Genomic DNA, 18,659 nt, shown 5'->3' with positions numbered 1-18,659 from the left:
GAGCCGCCCGTCCGGTGAACTTTTCACTCCGGCACCGGCAGCGCGGTGGTGTATTTGATTTTTTCCATGGCAAAGCTTGAGGTGACATCGATGAGGCCCGGGACGCCGTTCACCAGGCGCTTATAAAAGCCGTCGTAGCTTTTCATGTCTGCCACTTCGACCTGCATCAGATAGTCGTACTCCCCCGCCATGCGGTAGAACGCCAGCACCTCGGGCATCTGGCTGGTCAGTTGCACAAACGCCTGATACCACTCGCTGCTGTGCTGCTGGGTCTTGATCAGCACGAACGCCGTCAACCCCAGGCCGAGCTTTTCGTTATCCAGCAGCGCCACCCGGCCGCGGATATAGCCCTCGTCTTCCAGGCGCTTCAGCCGTTTCCAGCACGGCGTCGAGGTCAAATTGACCGCATCGGCCAGCGCCTGCAGCGACTGGGTGCAATCTTGCTGCAGCATGCACAGCAGCTTACGGTCTGTTTTATCTAACATAGCGGCCACCAGGAGAAAAATTTTCTCTCATTAGGCGATTAAACAGGGGAAATGGCAATCCTTTTTTCCTGCCGACAGGCTATGCTACGCCATAAACCAGCCCCCTATTTTGAGGCCAAATCATGACAAACTCTTGGGTAAAATATGCTATCGGTGAAATAGAAGCGGATTTTCAGCGCTCCGCCGATACGCACCTGATTCGCCTGAACCTGCCGGCGTTTCCAGGCATCTGCCTGTATTTGAAGGACGAGAGCACCCACCCGACCGGCAGCCTGAAACACCGCCTGGCGCGCTCGCTGTTCCTTTATGGCCTGTGCAACGGCTGGATCACCGAGAACACCACCATCATCGAGGCCTCTTCCGGCAGCACCGCGGTGTCCGAAGCCTACTTCGCTCGTCTGATCGGCCTGCCGTTCATCGCGGTGATGCCATCCTGCACCGCGCGCCGCAAGGTGGAGCAGATCGCCTTTTACGGCGGCCGCTGTCACTTCGTCGATCACGCCGCCCAGATCTACGCCGCCTCCGAACAGCTGGCGAAAGAGCTGAACGGCCACTATATGGATCAGTTCACCTATGCCGAACGCGCCACCGACTGGCGCGGCAACAACAACATCGCCGACAGCATCTTCCGCCAGATGGCACGCGAACCTTTCCCGGTGCCGAAACACATCGTGATGAGCGCCGGCACCGGCGGCACCTCCGCTACGCTGGGGCGCTACATCCGCTATCAGGGGCACGACACCCAATTGACGGTGGTCGATCCGGAAAATTCGGTGTTCTATGACTGCTTCCACCACGGCGATCGCACCCTGATCGGCAGCTGCGGCAGCCGTATCGAAGGCATCGGCCGCCCGCGCGCCGAGCCGTCGTTCATCCCGTCGGTGGTCGACAACATGCTGCGGGTGCCGGATGCCGCCAGCGTCGCCACCATTCACTGGCTGGAAGGCGTGTTAGGCCGCAAGGTTGGCGCCTCCACCGGCACCAACGTCTGGGGTGCGCTGCAGCTGGCGAAACAGATGCGGGAAAACGGCGAGCAAGGGTCGATCGTCACCCTGCTGTGCGACAACGGCGAGCGTTATCTGGATACCTATTACAACCCGGAATGGGTCAGCAACAACATCGGCGATCTGCAGCCGTATCTGGCGCAGCTGGCGGATTTGTAACGCCAGGCTCCGGATAAAAAAAAGCCGGGTAGTCATACCCGGCCGGCTGTAAGGAGAACCTCATTCTTCGGGGGAATAGGTGAGGCAAGGTGAACGCAGCCAATGTTGTAAATAGTGGGCCACCGCCTGTTGCTGGCAATGGCCGATAACCGGTAGCTGCGGCAGCAGGGATTTCAGCTGCGGCAGGGCGTTGCCCATCACCACGCCGTGCCCCACCGCCCCCAGCATCTCTTTGTCGTTCATCGCGTCGCCGAACGCCATGCAGTCGGCCATCGTCAGCCCCAGATGACGGCTCAGCCGGTCCAGCGCCGTGCCTTTGTTGCAACCGAGCGGCAGCACTTCCAGACAGTCGTAAGCGGAAAAGCACAGGTCTGCCTCGTCGCCCAGCTGTGCCCGCAGCTGCACCTGCAACGCCAGCAGCTCCTCGTGCGGCGCGACAAAGCACACCTTGCTGTTGCCGAACGCCGGCAGGCGGCGCACGTCAGCCAGCTGAAAACGAAAGCCGCTCAGGTGGTGCGCCCGCAGCATCTCTTCCGGCACGGGAAACTCGGTCAGCCAACCTTCATCGCGGAACACATGCATGCTGGCGCGGGTGCGCCAATGATGATGCAGCACCTCTTCGGCGACCGCCGCCGGCAAATCGGTGGCGTGCAGCTGTTGGCCGCGGTTGTCATACACTCGCGTGCCGTTGCCGGTGATCAGGTAACCCTGCAGCCCCAGCTGCGCCATGATCGGCTGCGCGTCGAGGTAGTGCCGCCCGGTGGCGAACGTCACCACCATTTCCCGCTCCACCAGCTGGTTCAGCACCGCCAGCGTTTCCGGGCCAACCCGGTGATCCGGCATCAACAGCGTGCCGTCCATATCGAAAGCTGCCAGGCGATACATAAAGACCTCTTGAATGTGAACGCGATTACAATCCGTGCAGTATGGGATGGTATTTGCGGAAGTAATAGTGAACAATTTGAGAAAACTGTTCCGGATTTCTGCCCATGCGCCTGGTTCACCGTCTCAGCCAATATCAACGCCTGTACCAACAGCTCGGCAGCGCGCCGGTCGCCGTGACCATCGGCGAGCTGGCGGCGATGTTCTACTGCAGCGAACGGCACGCCCGCACGCTGGTGCAACAGCTGCAGGATCAGGGCTGGCTGAGCTGGCATTCGCAGCCCGGCCGCGGCAAACGCGCCCGCCTGCATTGCCTGAAAACCCCGGATGAACTGCGCGCGCAGCTGCTGCAACAGCTGCTGCAACAGGGCAACCATCAGGGGGCGCTGGAGATGGCGCAGCTCGATCCGCAGCACCTGCAGGATCTGCTCAGCCCGCACCTCGGCGGTCAATGGCAGGCCGGCAGCCCGACGCTGCGCATTCCCTATTACCGCACGCTGGAAGCGCTCGACCCACTCACGCTGACCGGCCGCGCCGAGCAACATCTGGTATCGACCCTGCATGCCGGGCTGACGCGCCTGATGACCGGTAACCCGGAACCGCAGCCCGATCTGGCGCACCACTGGCAAATTGGCGAGCACGGCCTGCGCTGGCGCTTCTTTCTGCGCAGTCAGCTGCGCTGGCATAACGGTGAACCGCTGACCGGCCAACAGCTGCTGCAAACGCTGGAAAAACTGCAGCGCCACCCGCGCAGCCAACCCAGCCTGGCCAACGTCGCGCACATCAGCCTGCCGCATCCGCTGTGCATCCAGTTCGATCTGCACCTGGCGGACTATTGGCTGGCTCACCGGCTGGCGGAGCTGCCTTGCCTGATGACCCACCCGGAGCTGCCGGGCATCGGCGCCGGCCCGTTCAAGCTGGCGCTGAATGAACCGCAGCTAGTGCGGCTGGAACAGCACGCCGGTTACCATCTGCAGCACCCGTATCTGGACACCATCGAGTACTGGATCACCCCCGACCTGCCCACCGCCGGCGCCGACACCAGTTGCCAGCATCCGGTGCGCATCACCATCGGTCAGCAAGACGATTTGGCGCAGGCCAGGCCGGTGCAGCGCAGCATGAGCCTGGGCTGGTGTTATCTGGCGCTGAACCTGCGCCACGGCGTGCTGAGCGAAGCCCAGGGGCAAAAGCTGCTGATGCTGATCCAGCAGTCCGGCCTGCTGAGCCGTCTACCTATTCCCAACAGCGTGATCACCCCCAGCCATGAAATGCTGCCCGGCTGGCGTATTCCCAGCCAACGGATTGAGGAAGATGTCACCCTGCCCGCCCGGCTGACGCTGCTGTATCGGCCGCCGGTCGAGCTGGAAACGGTGACGGTCGCGCTGCAGCGGCTGCTGGCGCAGCACGGCTGCGAGCTGGAGGTGCGTTACTACGCCGGTAAACGCTGGCAAAGCGAGGCGCAGATCGCCCAGGCCGACCTGCTGCTGGCAGACAACCTGATCGGTGAAGCGCCGGAGGCGACGCTGGAGAGCTGGCTGCGGCAGGATACGCTGTGGCGCGGTATCCTGACGGAAAGCCGCTGGCAGCAGCAGCAGGACACGCTGCGACAGATCCAGCAGCTGCAGGCGCAGCAACCGCGCTTCGCACAGCTGCAGGCTTATTATCAACGGCTGATGGCCGCCGCCATCATCACGCCGCTGTTTCACTACCAGTATCAGATCAGCGCGCCGCCGCGCATGCATGGCGTCACGCTAACCGCCCACGGCTGGTTCGATTTTTGCCAGGCGTGGCTGCCGCCGCCGGTGGACAGCGCACCGGCCTGAGCCGAACCGCCCTGCGCCTGGCGGCCCTTTCTGCTACTATTGTCGCCGCAACGCAATTTTATCCTGCCGCCCGAATGTGTATCGGGAGAGGCCAAAGCCCAAAAAGGTGATTTTATGAAGCGCGCGGTTGTCGTTTTCAGCGGTGGACAAGACTCCACGACCTGCTTGATCCAGGCATTGCAACAGTATGATGAAGTTCACTGCGTCACGTTCGATTACGGCCAGCGCCATCGCGCCGAGATTGAAGTGGCTCAAGAGCTGTCGGTCGCCCTCGGCGCCAAGGCACACAAAGTGCTGGACGTAACGCTGCTCAATGAGCTGGCCGTCAGCAGCCTGACGCGCGACAATATTCCGGTTCCCGCCTACGATCCCAATCAGAAAAATGCGCTGCCGAGCACCTTCGTGCCGGGCCGCAACATCCTGTTCCTGACGCTGGCGGCGATCTACGCCTACCAGGTGGAAGCGGAAGCGGTGATCACCGGCGTGTGTGAAACCGATTTCTCCGGCTATCCGGATTGCCGCGACGAGTTTGTTAAAGCGTTGAACAAGGCGGTGACGCTGGGCATCGCCCGCGATATCCGCTTCGAAACGCCGCTGATGTGGCTAAACAAGGCCGAGACCTGGGCGCTGGCGGATTATTACCACCAGCTGGATCGCGTGCGCCAGGATACGCTGACCTGCTACAACGGCATCAAGGGTGACGGCTGCGGCGAATGTGCCGCCTGCAACCTGCGCGCCAATGGCCTGATGCAGTACCGGGCCAACCAGGCGGAAGTGATGGCGGCGTTGAAACAGAAGGCCGCTCTGGTCTGAGGCAGTGACGGCGGCAGCCTCTGCCGCCCGTGAGCTTACTGCAGATTATCCTTCGGCGTGAGCGCCTCCAGGCGCTCGCGCAATTCTCCTTCGATCGGCAGCGCACGCTGCGTTTTCAGATCGACGCACACGAAAGTCAGCAGCGCGTCAGCCACCGGCGTCCCCGCCGGATCCTGCGTCACCTTTTGGCTCAGCACCCCGCTCTTGCCATTGAGCTGCACCATCTGGCTGTCGATACGCAGCTTATCCCCCAATACCGCCGGGCTGCGGTAATTGATATTGATGTTCACCACGATGAAAGCGATGTTGTTTTCCGTCATCCAGCGGAACCCGGCCTCGTTCTCCAGCCATTCCCAGCGCGCCTCTTCCAGAAACTCCAGATAGCGGGCGTTGTTAACGTGCTGGTAAACATCAAGGTGATAACCGCGAACTTTGATAAAGGTTTGCATAGGGAACGATCGCTCCTGCCTGGTGATTACAGAAAGAGGGAGCCGCAGCGGCTCCCTCGCCCGTTTGGTCAACGCGCCAAACTGGTAAGACCTGTAAAATGTAGCAGAGGAGTGACGGCCTCAGCGGCATTTTGCCACGCAGCCGCGACCGGGATCACATTTTCAGCCGGGTGCGGTTCTTCTCAAACAGCGCCGGCCCGATGCCCGGCACCTCCTGCAACTGCTCAACCTGGGTGAACGGCCCGTTCTGCTCGCGGTAGCGCACGATGCCTTCCGCCTTCTTCAAACCGACGCCGCTCAAGGCGGCGGCCAGCTGTTCGGCGGTGGCCTGATTGATGCTGACCGCCTCCTCGGCTGTCTTGGTCATCACCGATTGCCCGCCATTGCTCGCCGGTGCTGAGAGCATGGGTGCCGGCGCCTCGGCTTTATCCACCGCGGCGGCCGGCCCCGCCAGGCACAAAAGCAGCGCGGTGAGCGCAGCTTTGACGTGATGACGGTAACCTGATAACGCTTTTTTCTCTGTATGTTGCATGCTGTATCCTCCTTGTGTGTGACAGCACGGCTACCTTGCCGCGGCGGCGAATATTCAGCAATCGGCGGATATCAGATGTGGAAAAGGCCGCGAAAGCGGCCTTTGTTTGTTGCACTGCGTTGCAGAAAAATGCGGCGATTACTGAGGCTGTTGCTCAGCGGCGCCCATTTTGATCTTGGCTTCTTTACGCAGGCTCGCCAGCAGCGAATCGAAGGAAACGCCGGTCGCGCCCTCTTCCATCTTGCCGACGAAGGTTTTCATTTCGTCTTCCGGCAGCGTGCCTGGCTTCACCGCATCGAGCGCGATCAGCACCACGTTGTCCTGGCGATCCTGCGACATGCCGTACACCGGTTTGCCGTCCTGCGGGTGCGGCAGCGCGAACACGCTCTCCACCAGCTGGCTGTCTTCCGGCGCGCGCGCCATCTTCTGCACGGCGCCAAAGCTCAGGCCGGCGGCTTTCATCGCCTCGTCGCCCTTGCCCTGCTTCAGCTCAACCAGCAGCTTCTCGCCCTGCAGTTTCGCTTCCTGCACCGCTTTGTTGCGCTTCACCAGCTCGGCCACGCGGTCTTTCACCTGGTCGAATGGTTCGATACCTTCCGGCTTATGGTCGCTCACGCGCACCACGAAGGCGCGGTCGCCATCTACGGTGATCACGTCGGAGTTGCTGCCCGGCGCGCCGTTCTCGCCGATCAGCGAGCCGTCGAAGATCGCCTGCACGACCGGCTTGAAGTTCAGCGCGGCAGGAATGTTGTCACGGGTGAACCAGTCGCTTTGCGCCGCTTTCACGCCGGCCGCTTCTTCAGCCGAGGCCAGAGATTCGTTGTCGCTGGTCGCCGCTTCGCTCACCTTCTGCTGCAGCGCGTAATACGCGTCTACCGCTTTCTCCTGCTGCACCTGCTTGGCGATGGCGTCATGCACTTCGCTCAGCGGCTTCACTTTCTCAGGTTCGATATCATTCAAACGCACGATCAGGAAGCCGACGGAAGATTTCACCACGCCGGACAGCTGCCCTTTCTCGGTCAGGTTAGCCTGCTTCAGCTCGTCGGCGGTGGTTTCCGGCTCCAGCCAGCCCAGCTCGCCGCCGGTGCGGCGTGAGATGATATCGGTGGATTTCTCTTTCGCCAGGGTGGCGAAATCGGCGCCCTTCTTCAGCTCGTCCAGCACGGCGTTGGCTTCCGCCTCGGTTTTCAGCTGGATCACGCTGTAGTTCTTACGCTCCGGCTGGCCGTAGCTGCTCTTGTGCTGGTCGTAGTAAGCGCTGATGTCTTCTTCGCTCACTTTCACCTTGTCCTGCATGGACGCGGCGTCCAGCGGGATATAGCTCACCTTCACCTGCTCTGGTGCGATGAAGCTGTTTTTGTTCTGATCGTAATACGCCTTCAGTTCGTCGTCACCAGCGCTCTGTTTCGCCTGCAGCGCCTTCAGATCGATGGTCGCCAGGCGCACGTCGCGCTCCTGCAGCACCAGCGCCGCCATGGCTTGCGATTCGGACGGCAGCACGAAACCGGACTCGCCGAAGGCCTGAATCAGCTGCTGATTGACCAGCTGCTGGCGCATCGACTGCGCGAAGTTGTCGGCGGTGTAGCCCATGCGGCCGATCAGGTCGAGGTATTTGGCGTTATCGAACTGGCCGTTGGTCTGGAAGTAAGGCGCCTTGCGGATGGCGTCCTTGATCTGATCGTCGCTGACCGCCAGGCCCAGCTTCTTGGCGTACTGGTCGAGCAGCATGTTGTCGATCAACTGGGACAACACCTGACGGCGCATCTGCTGCATGTAGCCTTCGTTGCCGGCCAGCGCGGAGAACTGGTCACCCAGCTGCTGCTGCATGCGGCTACGCTCGCTTTGGAAAGCCTGTTCCAGCTGAGCGCGTTCGATCGTCTGACCATTTACTTTCGCAGCATAATCGCCGGAGCCGCCGATCAGGTAGTTACCCACCCCGGTCAGAACGAATGACAGGATGATCAGGGCCAGGATGATTTTGAGCACGACGTGATTAGCAGCCGCGCGTAAATTGTCCATCATAGTGTGACAACACTCCGCTGTGATGTGGATTAACAACCCTTGTGCAGGCGCGTTCCCTGCGACAAAAATAAAAAAAGCGCATCAGTCCGATGCGCCTTGTATCTTACCTTACCAGCACCGCTGCGTCAGGTGATTGTTTATTACAAAACCCTGTTACGCTAAACGGTTAGACGCTAAATCAGTTTACAGCGTCTTTCAGCGCTTTCCCTGCACGGAAGGCCGGTACTTTGGCTGCCGCGATTTTGATCTCTTTACCGGTCTGCGGGTTGCGGCCGGTACGAGCCGAACGTTCACGCACGGTGAAGGAACCGAAACCTACCAGAGCCACGTCATCCCCTGCTTTCAGAGAGTCGGTAACGGAAGCGATTACTGCGTCTAAAGCACGTCCCGCTGCCGCTTTGGAAATATCAGCACCTGCGGCAATCTTGTCGATCAGTTGTGACTTATTCACTCTATCATCCCCTCTAGAATTCTATCGTCGCACCGAAAAATCCCTACGGTTGCGACAGCGCAGCTGTTATATCAATCCCATCGAGCCTTAGCAAGCCACCGACTGGGTGGCAAAACGCGGGCCGACAGAGATCTAACTTAGCGGTACAAAAAAATACTGGCAAGTCCGAAATGGCTTGCCAGTATAAGTTTTATCAATGGTTTTTGCGATTCGTCACTATTTTGCCGCTACCGGCAGTGCGCCGAAGGCCGGGTTTTGCAACGCAATGTTCAAAACTTCATCGATTCGCTGCACCGGATGAATCTCCAGATCGGCGATAACATTGTCCGGGATCTCTTCCAGATCGCGCTTGTTCTCGTAAGGGATCAGCACGGTTTTGATGCCGCCGCGATGCGCCGCCAACAGCTTCTCTTTCAGGCCGCCGATCGGCAATACCTGGCCGCGCAGCGTGATCTCGCCGGTCATCGCCACATCGGCGCGTACCGGGTTGCCGGTCAGACAGGAGACCAGCGCGGTGCACATCGCGATACCGGCGCTCGGGCCGTCTTTCGGCGTCGCCCCTTCCGGCACGTGCACGTGGATGTCGCGTTTCTCGTAGAAATCGGCGTTGATGCCCAATTTCTCCGCGCGCGCGCGCACCACGGTCAGCGCCGCCTGAATCGATTCCTGCATCACTTCACCCAGAGAACCGGTGTAGGTCAGCTTGCCTTTGCCCGGCACGCAGGCGGTTTCGATGGTCAGCAGATCGCCGCCCACTTCCGTCCACGCCAGCCCGGTGACTTCGCCCACGCGGTTTTCGGTATCCGCACGGCCGTAATCGACGCGCTGCACGCCCAGGTAATCCTTCAGGTTGTCGCCGTTGATCTCGATATGCTTGCGCTTCTTGTCCATCAGCAGCGTTTTCACCGCTTTACGGCACAGCTTGGAGATTTCACGCTCCAGGCTACGCACCCCGGCTTCGCGGGTGTAGAAGCGAATGATACCGATGATGGCGCTGTCGTCGACCGTCAGCTCGCCTTTTTTCAGCGCGTTGCGCTCAAGCTGCTTCGGCAGCAGGTGCTGCTTGGCAATGTTGAGCTTCTCGTCCTCGGTGTAACCCGACAGGCGGATCACTTCCATACGGTCCAGCAGCGGCGCAGGAATGTTCATCGAGTTCGAGGTGGCGACGAACATCACGTCGGACAGATCGTAATCCACTTCCAGGTAGTGGTCGTTGAACGCCACGTTCTGTTCCGGATCCAGCACCTCCAGCAGAGCGGAGGCCGGATCGCCGCGCATGTCGGAAGACATCTTGTCGATCTCATCCAGCAGGAACAGCGGGTTCTTCACCCCAACCTTGGCCATCTTCTGGATCAGTTTGCCCGGCATCGAACCGATGTAGGTACGGCGGTGACCGCGGATTTCCGCTTCGTCACGCACGCCGCCCAGCGCCATGCGCACGTACTGGCGGCCGGTCGCTTTGGCGATCGACTGCCCCAGCGAGGTTTTACCCACGCCCGGCGGCCCCACCAGACACAGGATCGGCCCCTTGATTTTGCTGACGCGGCTCTGTACCGCGAGGTACTCGAGGATGCGATCCTTGACGCGCTCCAGGCCGTAGTGATCGGTATCGAGCACTTCCTGCGCCTTGACCAGGTCTTTTTTCACCTTGCTACGCGCATTCCACGGCACCTGCAGCATCCAGTCGATGTAGCCGCGCACCACGGTCGCTTCCGCTGACATCGGCGACATCATCTTCAGCTTCTGCAGTTCCGCTTCGGTTTTCTCGCGCGCCTCTTTCGGCATCTTCGCCGCATCGATCTTGCGCTTCAGCGCTTCGTGCTCGTCCGGGGCGTCGTCCATCTCGCCCAACTCTTTCTGAATCGCCTTCATCTGCTCATTCAGATAGTACTCGCGCTGGCTCTTCTCCATCTGCTTCTTGACGCGGTTGCGGATGCGTTTCTCGACCTGCAGCAGGTCGATCTCCGACTCCATCATCGCCATCAGGTATTCCAGACGCTCGGTGATGTCGGACATCTCGAGCACCGACTGCTTGTCGCTGAGTTTCAGCGGCATATGGGCAGCGATGGTGTCCGCCAGGCGCGCGGCGTCGTCGATGCTGTTCAGTGAAGTCAGCACCTCCGGCGGGATTTTTTTGTTCAGCTTGATATAGCCTTCAAACTGATTGATCGCGGTGCGCACCAGCACTTCCTGCTCGCGCTCGTCGATCGCTGGCGACTCAAGGTATTCCGCCTGCGCGGCAAAATGCTCACCGCTGTCGGACAGCGTAGTGATGCGTGCGCGCTGCAGCCCCTCGACCAGCACTTTTACCGTGCCGTCCGGCAGCTTCAACATCTGCAGGATCGACGCTACGGTGCCAACCGAGAACAAGTCGTTAATGCCAGGTTCATCCGTTGAGGCCTCTTTCTGTGCCACCAGCATGATCTTCTTATCGTGATCCATTGCGGCTTCGAGGCACCGAATCGATTTTTCCCGGCCAACAAATAACGGGATCACCATGTGCGGATAAACCACCACGTCGCGCAATGGCAGGACGGGGATTTCAATGCGTTCGGAACGCTCAGGGTTCATAGAGCTCTCTCTTAGTTTAATTTCCGCCAGGTTGAGGGGGAATCTCATGAGACGCAAGCATCTAACGTTTCATAAAATCTGGTTAATGAGTATATGGGGATGAATCTCTTACATTCAACGGCAAGAATGCAGGAAAAAGAAATGGGGGATGAAATCCCCCATTTTGCTGATAACGCTCTGGTTTAACTGGCTAATTATTCGCCAGATGCCTGGGCTTCCGGCTTGCCGTAAATCAGCAGCGGCTTGGATTGGCCGGCGATGACCGACTCGTCGATCACCACTTTGTCTACGCTGTCCATCGACGGCAGATCGTACATGGTGTCGAGCAGCGCGCCTTCCACGATGGAACGCAGGCCGCGGGCGCCGGTTTTGCGCGCCATGGCTTTCTTGGCGATGGCGTTCAGCGCTTCGTCGCGGAACTCCAGCTCCACGCCTTCCAGATTGAACAGCGCCTGATACTGCTTGGTCAGGGCGTTCTTCGGCTCTTTCAGGATCTGAATCAGCGCATCTTCGCTCAGCTCGCTCAGTGTCGCCACCACCGGCAGACGGCCGATGAACTCTGGGATCAGACCGAACTTGATCAAATCTTCCGGTTCGGCCTGCAGCAGCAGTTCGCCCTCGGTCGCCTTCTCGGACTCGCCCTTGACGGTCGCGCCGAAGCCGATGCCGGAGCCGGTGTTGACGCGCTGACCGATCACCTTATCCAGGCCGGCGAAAGCGCCGCCGCAGATAAACAGGATCTTGGAGGTATCAACCTGCAGGAACTCCTGTTGCGGATGCTTGCGCCCACCCTGCGGCGGAACCGCGGCGATGGTGCCTTCAATCAGCTTCAGCAGCGCCTGCTGCACGCCTTCACCCGAGACGTCACGCGTGATCGACGGGTTATCGGACTTGCGGGAAATCTTATCGATTTCATCGATATAAACGATGCCGCGCTGCGCTTTCTGCACGTCATAGTCACATTTTTGCAACAGCTTCTGGATAATATTTTCCACGTCCTCGCCCACGTAACCGGCTTCGGTCAGCGTGGTGGCGTCGGCCATGGTGAACGGCACGTCCAGGAAGCGCGCCAGCGTTTCCGCCAGCAGGGTTTTACCGCTGCCGGTCGGGCCAATCAGCAAGATGTTGCTCTTGCCTAACTCGATACCGTTGCTGGTATCGCCGTTGCGCAGGCGTTTGTAGTGGTTGTACACCGCAACCGCCAGCACTTTCTTCGCCTGCTCCTGGCCGATGACGTAGTCATCCAGGTGGTGGCGAATTTCGTGCGGCGTCGGCAGCGCACTGCGCTCACGATGCGGGGCAACTTCTTTAATCTCTTCGCGAATAATGTCGTTACACAGATCGACACATTCATCGCAGATATACACTGACGGCCCGGCAATCAGCTTACGCACTTCATGCTGGCTTTTGCCGCAAAAAGAGCAGTACAGCAGCTTTCCTGAACCGTCTTTGCGCTTATCTGTCATCAGTCAAACCTCTTCTTTAGTCTTGTCCCGCAGGAAAATCACGGCGGCAGTGCGCCCAAACTCATATCGGGAACGCCGAGGGGCCACAACAGAGCGAGCCCCTGCCCACTCTGATTACTATAGTCCATCGGCGCCGCGTGGTTCTAGCTGCGGTGTGTCAGAATGCCGTCAACCAGGCCGTATTCCACGGCTTCTTCCGCGGTCATAAAGCGATCGCGCTCGGTGTCGCGCTCGATCTGCTCCAGCGGCTGGCCGGTATGCTCGGCCATCAGTTCGTTCATGCGCGCTTTCACCTTAAGGATTTCACGCGCATGGATTTCGATGTCCGTCGCCTGGCCCTGGTAGCCGCCCAGCGGCTGGTGAATCATCACGCGCGAGTTAGGCAGGCAGAAACGTTTGCCTTTGGCACCCGCGGTCAGCAGGAAGGAGCCCATCGAGCACGCCTGGCCCATACAGATGGTGCTGACGTCCGGCTTGATGAACTTCATGGTGTCGTAAATCGACATGCCCGCGGTAATTACCCCACCCGGCGAGTTGATGTAGAGGTAAATGTCTTTTTCCGGGCTTTCCGCTTCGAGGAACAGCATTTGCGCCACGATCAGGTTGGCCATGTGATCTTCCACCTGGCCGGTCAGGAAAATGATGCGCTCTTTCAGCAGGCGGGAATAGATGTCGTAAGAACGCTCCCCGCGTGAAGTCTGCTCTACCACCATCGGCACCAGCGCCATGTTCGGTGCAAATTGATCTCGTTCGCCACTGTATGACATTACCGTCTCCTAATAGAAATTGCCTTGGCGGCCAGGGTATCACCCTAATACGCCGATTCTACTTGAGAACGGCCATGATGACTATGCTCAAGCATTCGACCCGCGCCACACGTACCCGACGGTTATTTCATCCCGCGCACTTTGGCAAACAGCCCCAGAATTATTCTTAACAGATTGGGGGATCCCGGCGCGATTTCAAGCCCAGAGGCCGATTTTCTCCGCGCGCCGAAAACGATGCCGTTATTCTGACCGTTATCATGCCAGCCAGTTCCCCAGGCAACAGGGTAAATATAGTGCATATTGCCCCGCTTAACCTGAGATTAATCAGCAACGTGGCAAAAAGAAAAGCCCGCAACCTGAGGTTGCGGGCTTTTTCATCGTGCGCCGGTTCGCCAGGCGAAACCGGGGGCGCCGTTCATCGCGCCCGGCACGCCGGCATTACGCCTGTTGAGTCTGGTTCATCAGCTCGCTGAAGGTAGTGGCTTTTTCAGTCACTTTCGCTTTTGCCAGCAGGGCTTCAACCGCTTGCTCTTCCAGAGCCACGTTGCGCATGTTGTTCATCAGCTCTTTGTTTTTGCTGTAGAACTCGATGACTTCGCTCGGATCTTCGTAGGCAGAAGCCATTTCTTCGATCAGCGTCTTCACGCGGTCTTCGTCAGCTTTCAGATCGTTGGTGCTGATCACTTCGCCCAGCAGCAGGCCAACCACTACGCGGCGTTTCGCTTGCTCTTCGAACAGCTCGCGTGGCAGTTCCAGCGCTTGCTTCTCGTTGCCGCCGAAACGCTGTGCAGCCTGACGACGCAGTACGTCGATTTCGCCGTCGATCAGGGCAGCAGGCACGTCGATTTCGTTCGCGCTCACCAGACCGTCGATCGCCTGAGACTTGATGCGGTTACGCACGGCGCCTTTCAGCTCGCGCTCCATGTTCTTGCGAACTTCGGTGCGCAGGCCGGCAACGGAACCGTCCGCCACGCCGAAACGCTTGATGAACTCTTCGGTCAGTTCCGGCAGCTCGCGCTCTTCAACTTTCTTCAGCACGATAGCGAACTTGGCCGCTTTGCCCTTCAGGTTTTCCGCGTGGTAATCTTCTGGGAAGTTCACGTCGATGGAGAACTCTTCGCCCGCTTTGTGACCGACCAGGCCTTCTTCGAAGCCTGGGATCATGCGGCCCTGGCCCATTGCCAGTACGAAGTCGGACGCTTTGCCGCCTTCGAACTCTTCACCGTCGATAGAACCGGTGAAGTCAACGGTCACGCGATCTTCAGCTTCCGCTGCGCGATCGGTTTCTTTCCAGGTCGCCTGCTGCTTGCGCAGAGTGTCCAGCATCGCGTCGACGTCTTCGTCGTTCACTTCAACCACTGGTTTTTCAACTTCGATGTTTTCCAGGCCTTTCAGCTCAACTTCTGGATACACTTCGAATTCAACGGCGAAAGTGAAGTCTTCACCTTCTTTGTACTCGCCCGGCACGTAGTTTGGTGCACCGGCCGGATTAATCTTTTCTTTGATGATCGCGTCAACGAAGCTGCGCTGCATCGCTTCGCCCAGCACGTCCTGACGAACAGAGGCGCCGTAACGCTGTTCCACGATGTTCATCGGCACTTTGCCTTTGCGGAAGCCGTCGATACGCACGCTTTTCGCTGCGTTGATCAGCTCTTTCTTCACCGCCTGCTTGATAGTATCAGCCGGTACAGTAATAGAGAGACGGCGCCCAAGGCCTTGAGTGGTTTCTACTGAAACTTGCATCTTGTTACCTCAAAAAAATCACAGTGCTCGGTCAACTCCGTTCCAAGAACCAGGACGGCTACAAATAAGAACCGAGTTCCCTGATGACAGAAGCGTCCCGAAACCATTCCGGAAAAATAAGACGCGACATTATAGCGGCGCATGCATGGCGAGTCGAGGAAAGCTAGGCGGCGCAGGCGCGCTAAAACTCACACTTTTACCGATTCAATCGCCAAAAGGCCGCCAAAACAGACCGAACGTTGGCCATATTGCGCGTCGGCCGTGTCGTCGTCAAAAACAGAAACGGCCCGCAGGCCGTTTCAAAATTCGTCAGTAGTAATACCCTAATTCGAGGGCAAAGTTCCACTGATACCTGAAAATTTCCCCCTCAGGCCAGCGTCCCGGCGCCGCGGCACGGCGGCGAGGCCGGCACGGTATCCTGCAATCCTTCCCACTCTTTGAGCGTATAGGTGTGCAGCGCCAGCGCGTGTACGCCATCGGCCAGTTCTTCCGACAGTACGCCGTAGATAGAGCGGTGACGCGTCAAAAACCGTTCGCCGACGAAGCGATCGCTGACCAATACCACTTTGAAATGACTTTCTGAACCCGCCGGAACGTTATGACGATAGCTTTCATCAACGACTTCCAGATACGCGGGCTCAAACGCCGCCCTTAACTTTGCTTCTATTTGCTCGCGAATCATAGGATCTCCTTACAACACCGGCAGAGGACCGTGCCCATCTAGTTCAATATTAGCCGGTTTTCCCCCGTTTAGACCATCACCGGGACAAATTTCTCTTTTCTGCGGTCAGATGATGAGCGTCATCCCCGCCGCTTGGGGGATTATCCGATTGAGCGGGCCAAAAAAGCGTGTTTTTATCAACGGCAGGTAAAAATTTGTCACTCAGGCGCCTTCCGCGCTTCCACCGCACGGCGGCGATGCTATGATGTCGGCAATTTGTTGTCGGCTATCCCGCTCTGATTATTGCTAAATCCATCGAGAATGAGACAGAAAGCATGTTAAAGAAACTTTGTCTTCCTTTGCTGGCCGCCCTGCTGCTGGCCGGTTGCGCGACCAGCAGCAACACCCTGAACGTCACGCCGAAAATCGTTCTGCCGCAGCAGGATCCTACCCTGCAGGGCATCACCATCAGCATCAACGGCGCGGATCAGCGCACCGATCAGGCGCTGGCCAAGGTGAATCGCGACGGCCAACTGGTCACGCTGACGCCATCGCGCGATCTGCGTTTCCTGCTGCAGGAAGTGCTGGAGAAACAGATGGGCGCTCGCGGCTACATGATCGGCGCCGACGGCCCGGTGGCGCTGCAGATCGTCGTCAATAACCTGTACGCGGACGTTTCCGAAGGGAACCTGCGCTACAACATCACCACCAAAGCCGACATCTCGATCATCGCCCAGGCGAAGAACGGCAACAAGCAGGTGAAAAATTACCGCTCGACGTATAACGTGCAGGGCGCCTTCACGGCCACCAACGAGAAGATCACCGACGCCGTCAACTCCGTGCTGGGCGACGTGATCGCCGACATGGCGCAGGACACCAGCGTCAACGACTTTATCAAGCAAAACGCGCGCTAATCGACGCGCCTTGCGCCGCCCGGCGGATCGGGCGGCGCAGACAGGGAACTCATGTCGAAACACTATCTGAACATCTTCACCCAGCGTAACTCCGCCATTCTGCTGCTGCTGGGCTTCGCGTCGGGTCTGCCGCTGGCATTGACCTCCGGCACGCTGCAAGCCTGGATGACCGTCGAAAATATCGATCTGAAGACCATCGGCATTTTCTCGCTGGTGGGCCAGGCCTACGTCTTCAAATTCCTCTGGTCGCCGTTCATGGACCGCTATACCCCGCCGTTTCTCGGGCGGCGGCGCGGTTGGCTGCTGATCAGCCAGCTGCTGCTGGTGGCGGCGATCGTGGCGATGGGCTTCATGCAGCCCGCGCAGCACCTGTGGTGGCTGGCGGCGTTGGCGGTGCTGGTGGCGTTCTGCTCCGCCTCGCAAGATATCGTGTTCGACGCTTATAAAACCGACCTGCTGAAAGCCGAAGAGCGCGGGGCGGGTGCGGCGATCTCGGTGCTGGGCTACCGGCTGGCGATGCTGGTTTCCGGCGGCCTGGCGCTGTGGCTGGCGGATCGCTATTTCGGCTGGCAGGCCACCTACTGGCTGATGGCCGGATTGATGCTGATCGGCGTGGCTGCCACGCTGATGGCGCCGGAGCCGGATGAAAGCATCCCGGCGCCGCGCACCATGGAACAGGCGGTCGTCGCGCCGCTGCGTGATTTCTTCGGCCGCAACAACGCTTGGCTGATCCTGCTGCTGATCGTGATGTACAAAATGGGCGACGCCTTCGCCGGCAGCCTGAGCACCACGTTCCTGATCCGCGGCGTGGGGTTCGACGCCGGTGAAGTCGGGCTGGTCAACAAAACGCTCGGCCTGTTCGCCACCATCGTCGGCGCCCTGTTCGGCGGCGTGCTGATGCAGCGTCTCACCCTGTTCCGCGCACTGATGCTGTTCGGCGTCCTGCAGGCGGTCTCCAACCTCGGGTATTGGATCCTGGCGGTGACCGACAAGAGCCTGCTCACCATGGGCAGCGCCATCTTCCTCGAAAACCTGTGCGGCGGCATGGGCACCGCGGCCTTCGTAGCGCTGCTGATGACGCTGTGCAACCGTTCGTTCTCCGCCACCCAGTTCGCGCTGCTGTCGGCGCTGTCCGCCGTGGGGCGCGTCTATGTCGGCCCGATCGCCGGCTGGTTCGTCGAAGCCCACGGCTGGCCGTTGTTCTACCTGTTCTCTATCGCCGCCGCCCTGCCCGGCTTGCTGCTGCTCGGCATCTGCCGCCAGACGCTGGAACACACCCAGCAACATGGCGACTTTATGCCGCGCACCGAGTTTTCCGGATCTTACCGCTGGGCGCTGCGCCTGCTGACGCTGGGCTGTTCGCTGTTGGGCCTGTGGTTGCTGTTGCTGATCGCCAATGCGCTGGACTGGACGCAGGCACCGCTGTTGGCCGATCGGCTGCTGCAGGTCGGCGCCGCGCTGAGCCTGCTCGGCGTCGCGATGGGCAGCGCGCTGGACTACCTGGCCCTGCGCCGCACCCGTTTGGCATAATCTGACCGGCCGGCGATTTCGCCGGCCGAAAAAAAAGCGATCCGCGGGTATATTTATTTTGGTAAAAAAAGATAATCGACGCGGAAATTATTTTTTTATCCGACTGCCGCACTCGGAAATAAAATTAAATTCACCTTTAAGACACAATTATTTTACATTAAATAAACCTTTTCTGCGTATTTCCCCGCCGCGCATTTCTTCGCCAAATTCATCATACCTTTAGTTTTCCTTAACATACGGGCTGCTCGTCACGATTCAGCGTGCCAACGCGTTGTTGTCATTGGTAAATTGTCACGCAGGGTTACATCTGTGACCCCCTTAACAGAAAGTGTCAACAAGCCGCTGACACTCCCTTAAGCATGTTTACAGTACTGCAACCTTCCCGTA

General features: G+C 59.1%; 16 protein-coding genes. 5 read left to right on the top strand and 11 right to left on the bottom strand.

Annotated elements, in window-relative coordinates; translation table 11 throughout:
• Positions 1–23: 23 nt before the first annotated feature.
• On the bottom strand, positions 24–485 hold the full coding sequence (locus tag ACUXAC_RS17125) for an Lrp/AsnC family transcriptional regulator (RefSeq protein ID WP_004940330.1): 462 nt from the start codon (positions 483–485) through the stop codon (positions 24–26).
• 122 nt (positions 486–607) lie between these two features.
• Between ACUXAC_RS17125 and ACUXAC_RS17120 the strand changes: the two genes are divergently transcribed.
• Entirely contained in the window at positions 608–1,648 is a 1,041-nt protein-coding gene (locus tag ACUXAC_RS17120) for a PLP-dependent cysteine synthase family protein (RefSeq protein WP_454266791.1), read from the top strand.
• 60 nt (positions 1,649–1,708) lie between these two features.
• Here ACUXAC_RS17120 and cof read toward each other — a convergent pair whose 3' ends face one another.
• Positions 1,709–2,533 carry an HMP-PP phosphatase gene (gene cof / locus ACUXAC_RS17115; RefSeq protein WP_033647299.1) on the bottom strand — a complete coding sequence of 275 codons (825 nt, stop codon included), beginning with the start codon at positions 2,531–2,533 and terminating at the stop codon, positions 1,709–1,711.
• Positions 2,534–2,637: 104 nt separating this feature from the next.
• Between cof and ACUXAC_RS17110 the strand changes: the two genes are divergently transcribed.
• Together ACUXAC_RS17110 and queC are read left to right on the top strand one after the other, a co-directional pair.
• The gene (locus ACUXAC_RS17110; RefSeq protein WP_100396218.1) at positions 2,638–4,353 is read left to right on the top strand and encodes an SgrR family transcriptional regulator; all 1,716 of its coding nucleotides are present in this window, start codon (positions 2,638–2,640) and stop codon (positions 4,351–4,353) included.
• A gap of 114 nt (positions 4,354–4,467) precedes the next feature.
• Positions 4,468–5,166 (top strand): 7-cyano-7-deazaguanine synthase QueC, encoded by a 699-nt coding sequence (gene queC / locus ACUXAC_RS17105; RefSeq protein WP_087763283.1) that lies wholly within the window; start codon positions 4,468–4,470, stop codon positions 5,164–5,166.
• Between the two features lie 35 nt (positions 5,167–5,201).
• Here queC and ACUXAC_RS17100 read toward each other — a convergent pair whose 3' ends face one another.
• From ACUXAC_RS17100 to bolA, 9 genes are all read right to left on the bottom strand, one after another.
• Positions 5,202–5,615 carry an acyl-CoA thioesterase gene (locus ACUXAC_RS17100; RefSeq protein WP_060423376.1) on the bottom strand — a complete coding sequence of 138 codons (414 nt, stop codon included), beginning with the start codon at positions 5,613–5,615 and terminating at the stop codon, positions 5,202–5,204.
• 154 nt (positions 5,616–5,769) lie between these two features.
• Complete coding sequence (locus ACUXAC_RS17095; RefSeq protein WP_197862295.1) at positions 5,770–6,147, bottom strand: ComEA family DNA-binding protein; 378 nt, start codon at positions 6,145–6,147, stop codon at positions 5,770–5,772.
• A gap of 138 nt (positions 6,148–6,285) precedes the next feature.
• Positions 6,286–8,169, bottom strand: coding sequence for a peptidylprolyl isomerase (gene ppiD, locus ACUXAC_RS17090; RefSeq protein ID WP_454266790.1), 1,884 nt, complete (start codon positions 8,167–8,169; stop codon positions 6,286–6,288).
• Between the two features lie 178 nt (positions 8,170–8,347).
• A complete protein-coding gene (hupB, locus tag ACUXAC_RS17085) occupies positions 8,348–8,620 on the bottom strand; it encodes a nucleoid-associated protein HU-beta (protein ID WP_004940351.1) in 273 nt (90 codons plus the stop codon).
• Between the two features lie 216 nt (positions 8,621–8,836).
• The gene (lon, locus tag ACUXAC_RS17080; RefSeq protein WP_019454189.1) at positions 8,837–11,191 is read right to left on the bottom strand and encodes an endopeptidase La; all 2,355 of its coding nucleotides are present in this window, start codon (positions 11,189–11,191) and stop codon (positions 8,837–8,839) included.
• Positions 11,192–11,385: 194 nt separating this feature from the next.
• Positions 11,386–12,657 (bottom strand): ATP-dependent protease ATP-binding subunit ClpX, encoded by a 1,272-nt coding sequence (gene clpX / locus ACUXAC_RS17075; protein WP_004940354.1) that lies wholly within the window; start codon positions 12,655–12,657, stop codon positions 11,386–11,388.
• 143 nt (positions 12,658–12,800) lie between these two features.
• Positions 12,801–13,424 carry an ATP-dependent Clp endopeptidase proteolytic subunit ClpP gene (gene clpP / locus ACUXAC_RS17070; protein ID WP_004940356.1) on the bottom strand — a complete coding sequence of 208 codons (624 nt, stop codon included), beginning with the start codon at positions 13,422–13,424 and terminating at the stop codon, positions 12,801–12,803.
• 438 nt (positions 13,425–13,862) lie between these two features.
• The gene (gene tig / locus ACUXAC_RS17065; RefSeq protein ID WP_004940358.1) at positions 13,863–15,167 is read right to left on the bottom strand and encodes a trigger factor; all 1,305 of its coding nucleotides are present in this window, start codon (positions 15,165–15,167) and stop codon (positions 13,863–13,865) included.
• A 367-nt stretch (positions 15,168–15,534) separates the two neighbouring features.
• Complete coding sequence (bolA, locus tag ACUXAC_RS17060) at positions 15,535–15,849, bottom strand: transcriptional regulator BolA (RefSeq protein WP_004940361.1); 315 nt, start codon at positions 15,847–15,849, stop codon at positions 15,535–15,537.
• Positions 15,850–16,163: 314 nt separating this feature from the next.
• On the opposite strand from bolA, the gene ACUXAC_RS17055 reads away from it, so the two are divergent.
• Positions 16,164–16,742: a lipoprotein gene (locus tag ACUXAC_RS17055; protein ID WP_025160064.1), complete on the top strand. Its 579-nt coding sequence runs from the start codon at positions 16,164–16,166 to the stop codon at positions 16,740–16,742.
• A gap of 51 nt (positions 16,743–16,793) precedes the next feature.
• A complete protein-coding gene (gene ampG, locus ACUXAC_RS17050; RefSeq protein WP_060423369.1) occupies positions 16,794–18,272 on the top strand; it encodes a muropeptide MFS transporter AmpG in 1,479 nt (492 codons plus the stop codon).
• The last annotated feature ends 387 nt before the right edge of the window (positions 18,273–18,659 follow it).

The organism is Serratia sp. 121840015-1 (assembly GCF_053627655.1).
Note: the sequence above shows the minus strand (reverse complement) of the source record. Positions and strands in the feature narration are given on the sequence as shown.

Bases quoted from the DNA above. Each gene is read 5' to 3' on its own strand.
- ACUXAC_RS17100 (WP_060423376.1), bottom strand. From the start codon at position 5,615: ATGCAAACCTTTATCAAAGTTCGCGGTTATCACCTTGATGTTTACCAG.
- clpX (WP_004940354.1), bottom strand. From the start codon at position 12,657: ATGACAGATAAGCGCAAAGACGGTTCAGGAAAGCTGCTGTACTGCTCT.
- queC (WP_087763283.1), top strand. From the start codon at position 4,468: ATGAAGCGCGCGGTTGTCGTTTTCAGCGGTGGACAAGACTCCACGACC.
- ppiD (WP_454266790.1), bottom strand. From the start codon at position 8,169: ATGATGGACAATTTACGCGCGGCTGCTAATCACGTCGTGCTCAAAATC.
- ACUXAC_RS17125 (WP_004940330.1), bottom strand. From the start codon at position 485: ATGTTAGATAAAACAGACCGTAAGCTGCTGTGCATGCTGCAGCAAGAT.
- lon (WP_019454189.1), bottom strand. From the start codon at position 11,191: ATGAACCCTGAGCGTTCCGAACGCATTGAAATCCCCGTCCTGCCATTG.
- ampG (WP_060423369.1), top strand. From the start codon at position 16,794: ATGTCGAAACACTATCTGAACATCTTCACCCAGCGTAACTCCGCCATT.
- ACUXAC_RS17110 (WP_100396218.1), top strand. From the start codon at position 2,638: ATGCGCCTGGTTCACCGTCTCAGCCAATATCAACGCCTGTACCAACAG.
- ACUXAC_RS17120 (WP_454266791.1), top strand. From the start codon at position 608: ATGACAAACTCTTGGGTAAAATATGCTATCGGTGAAATAGAAGCGGAT.
- bolA (WP_004940361.1), bottom strand. From the start codon at position 15,849: ATGATTCGCGAGCAAATAGAAGCAAAGTTAAGGGCGGCGTTTGAGCCC.
- tig (WP_004940358.1), bottom strand. From the start codon at position 15,167: ATGCAAGTTTCAGTAGAAACCACTCAAGGCCTTGGGCGCCGTCTCTCT.
- ACUXAC_RS17055 (WP_025160064.1), top strand. From the start codon at position 16,164: ATGTTAAAGAAACTTTGTCTTCCTTTGCTGGCCGCCCTGCTGCTGGCC.
- ACUXAC_RS17095 (WP_197862295.1), bottom strand. From the start codon at position 6,147: ATGCAACATACAGAGAAAAAAGCGTTATCAGGTTACCGTCATCACGTC.
- clpP (WP_004940356.1), bottom strand. From the start codon at position 13,424: ATGTCATACAGTGGCGAACGAGATCAATTTGCACCGAACATGGCGCTG.
- cof (WP_033647299.1), bottom strand. From the start codon at position 2,533: ATGTATCGCCTGGCAGCTTTCGATATGGACGGCACGCTGTTGATGCCG.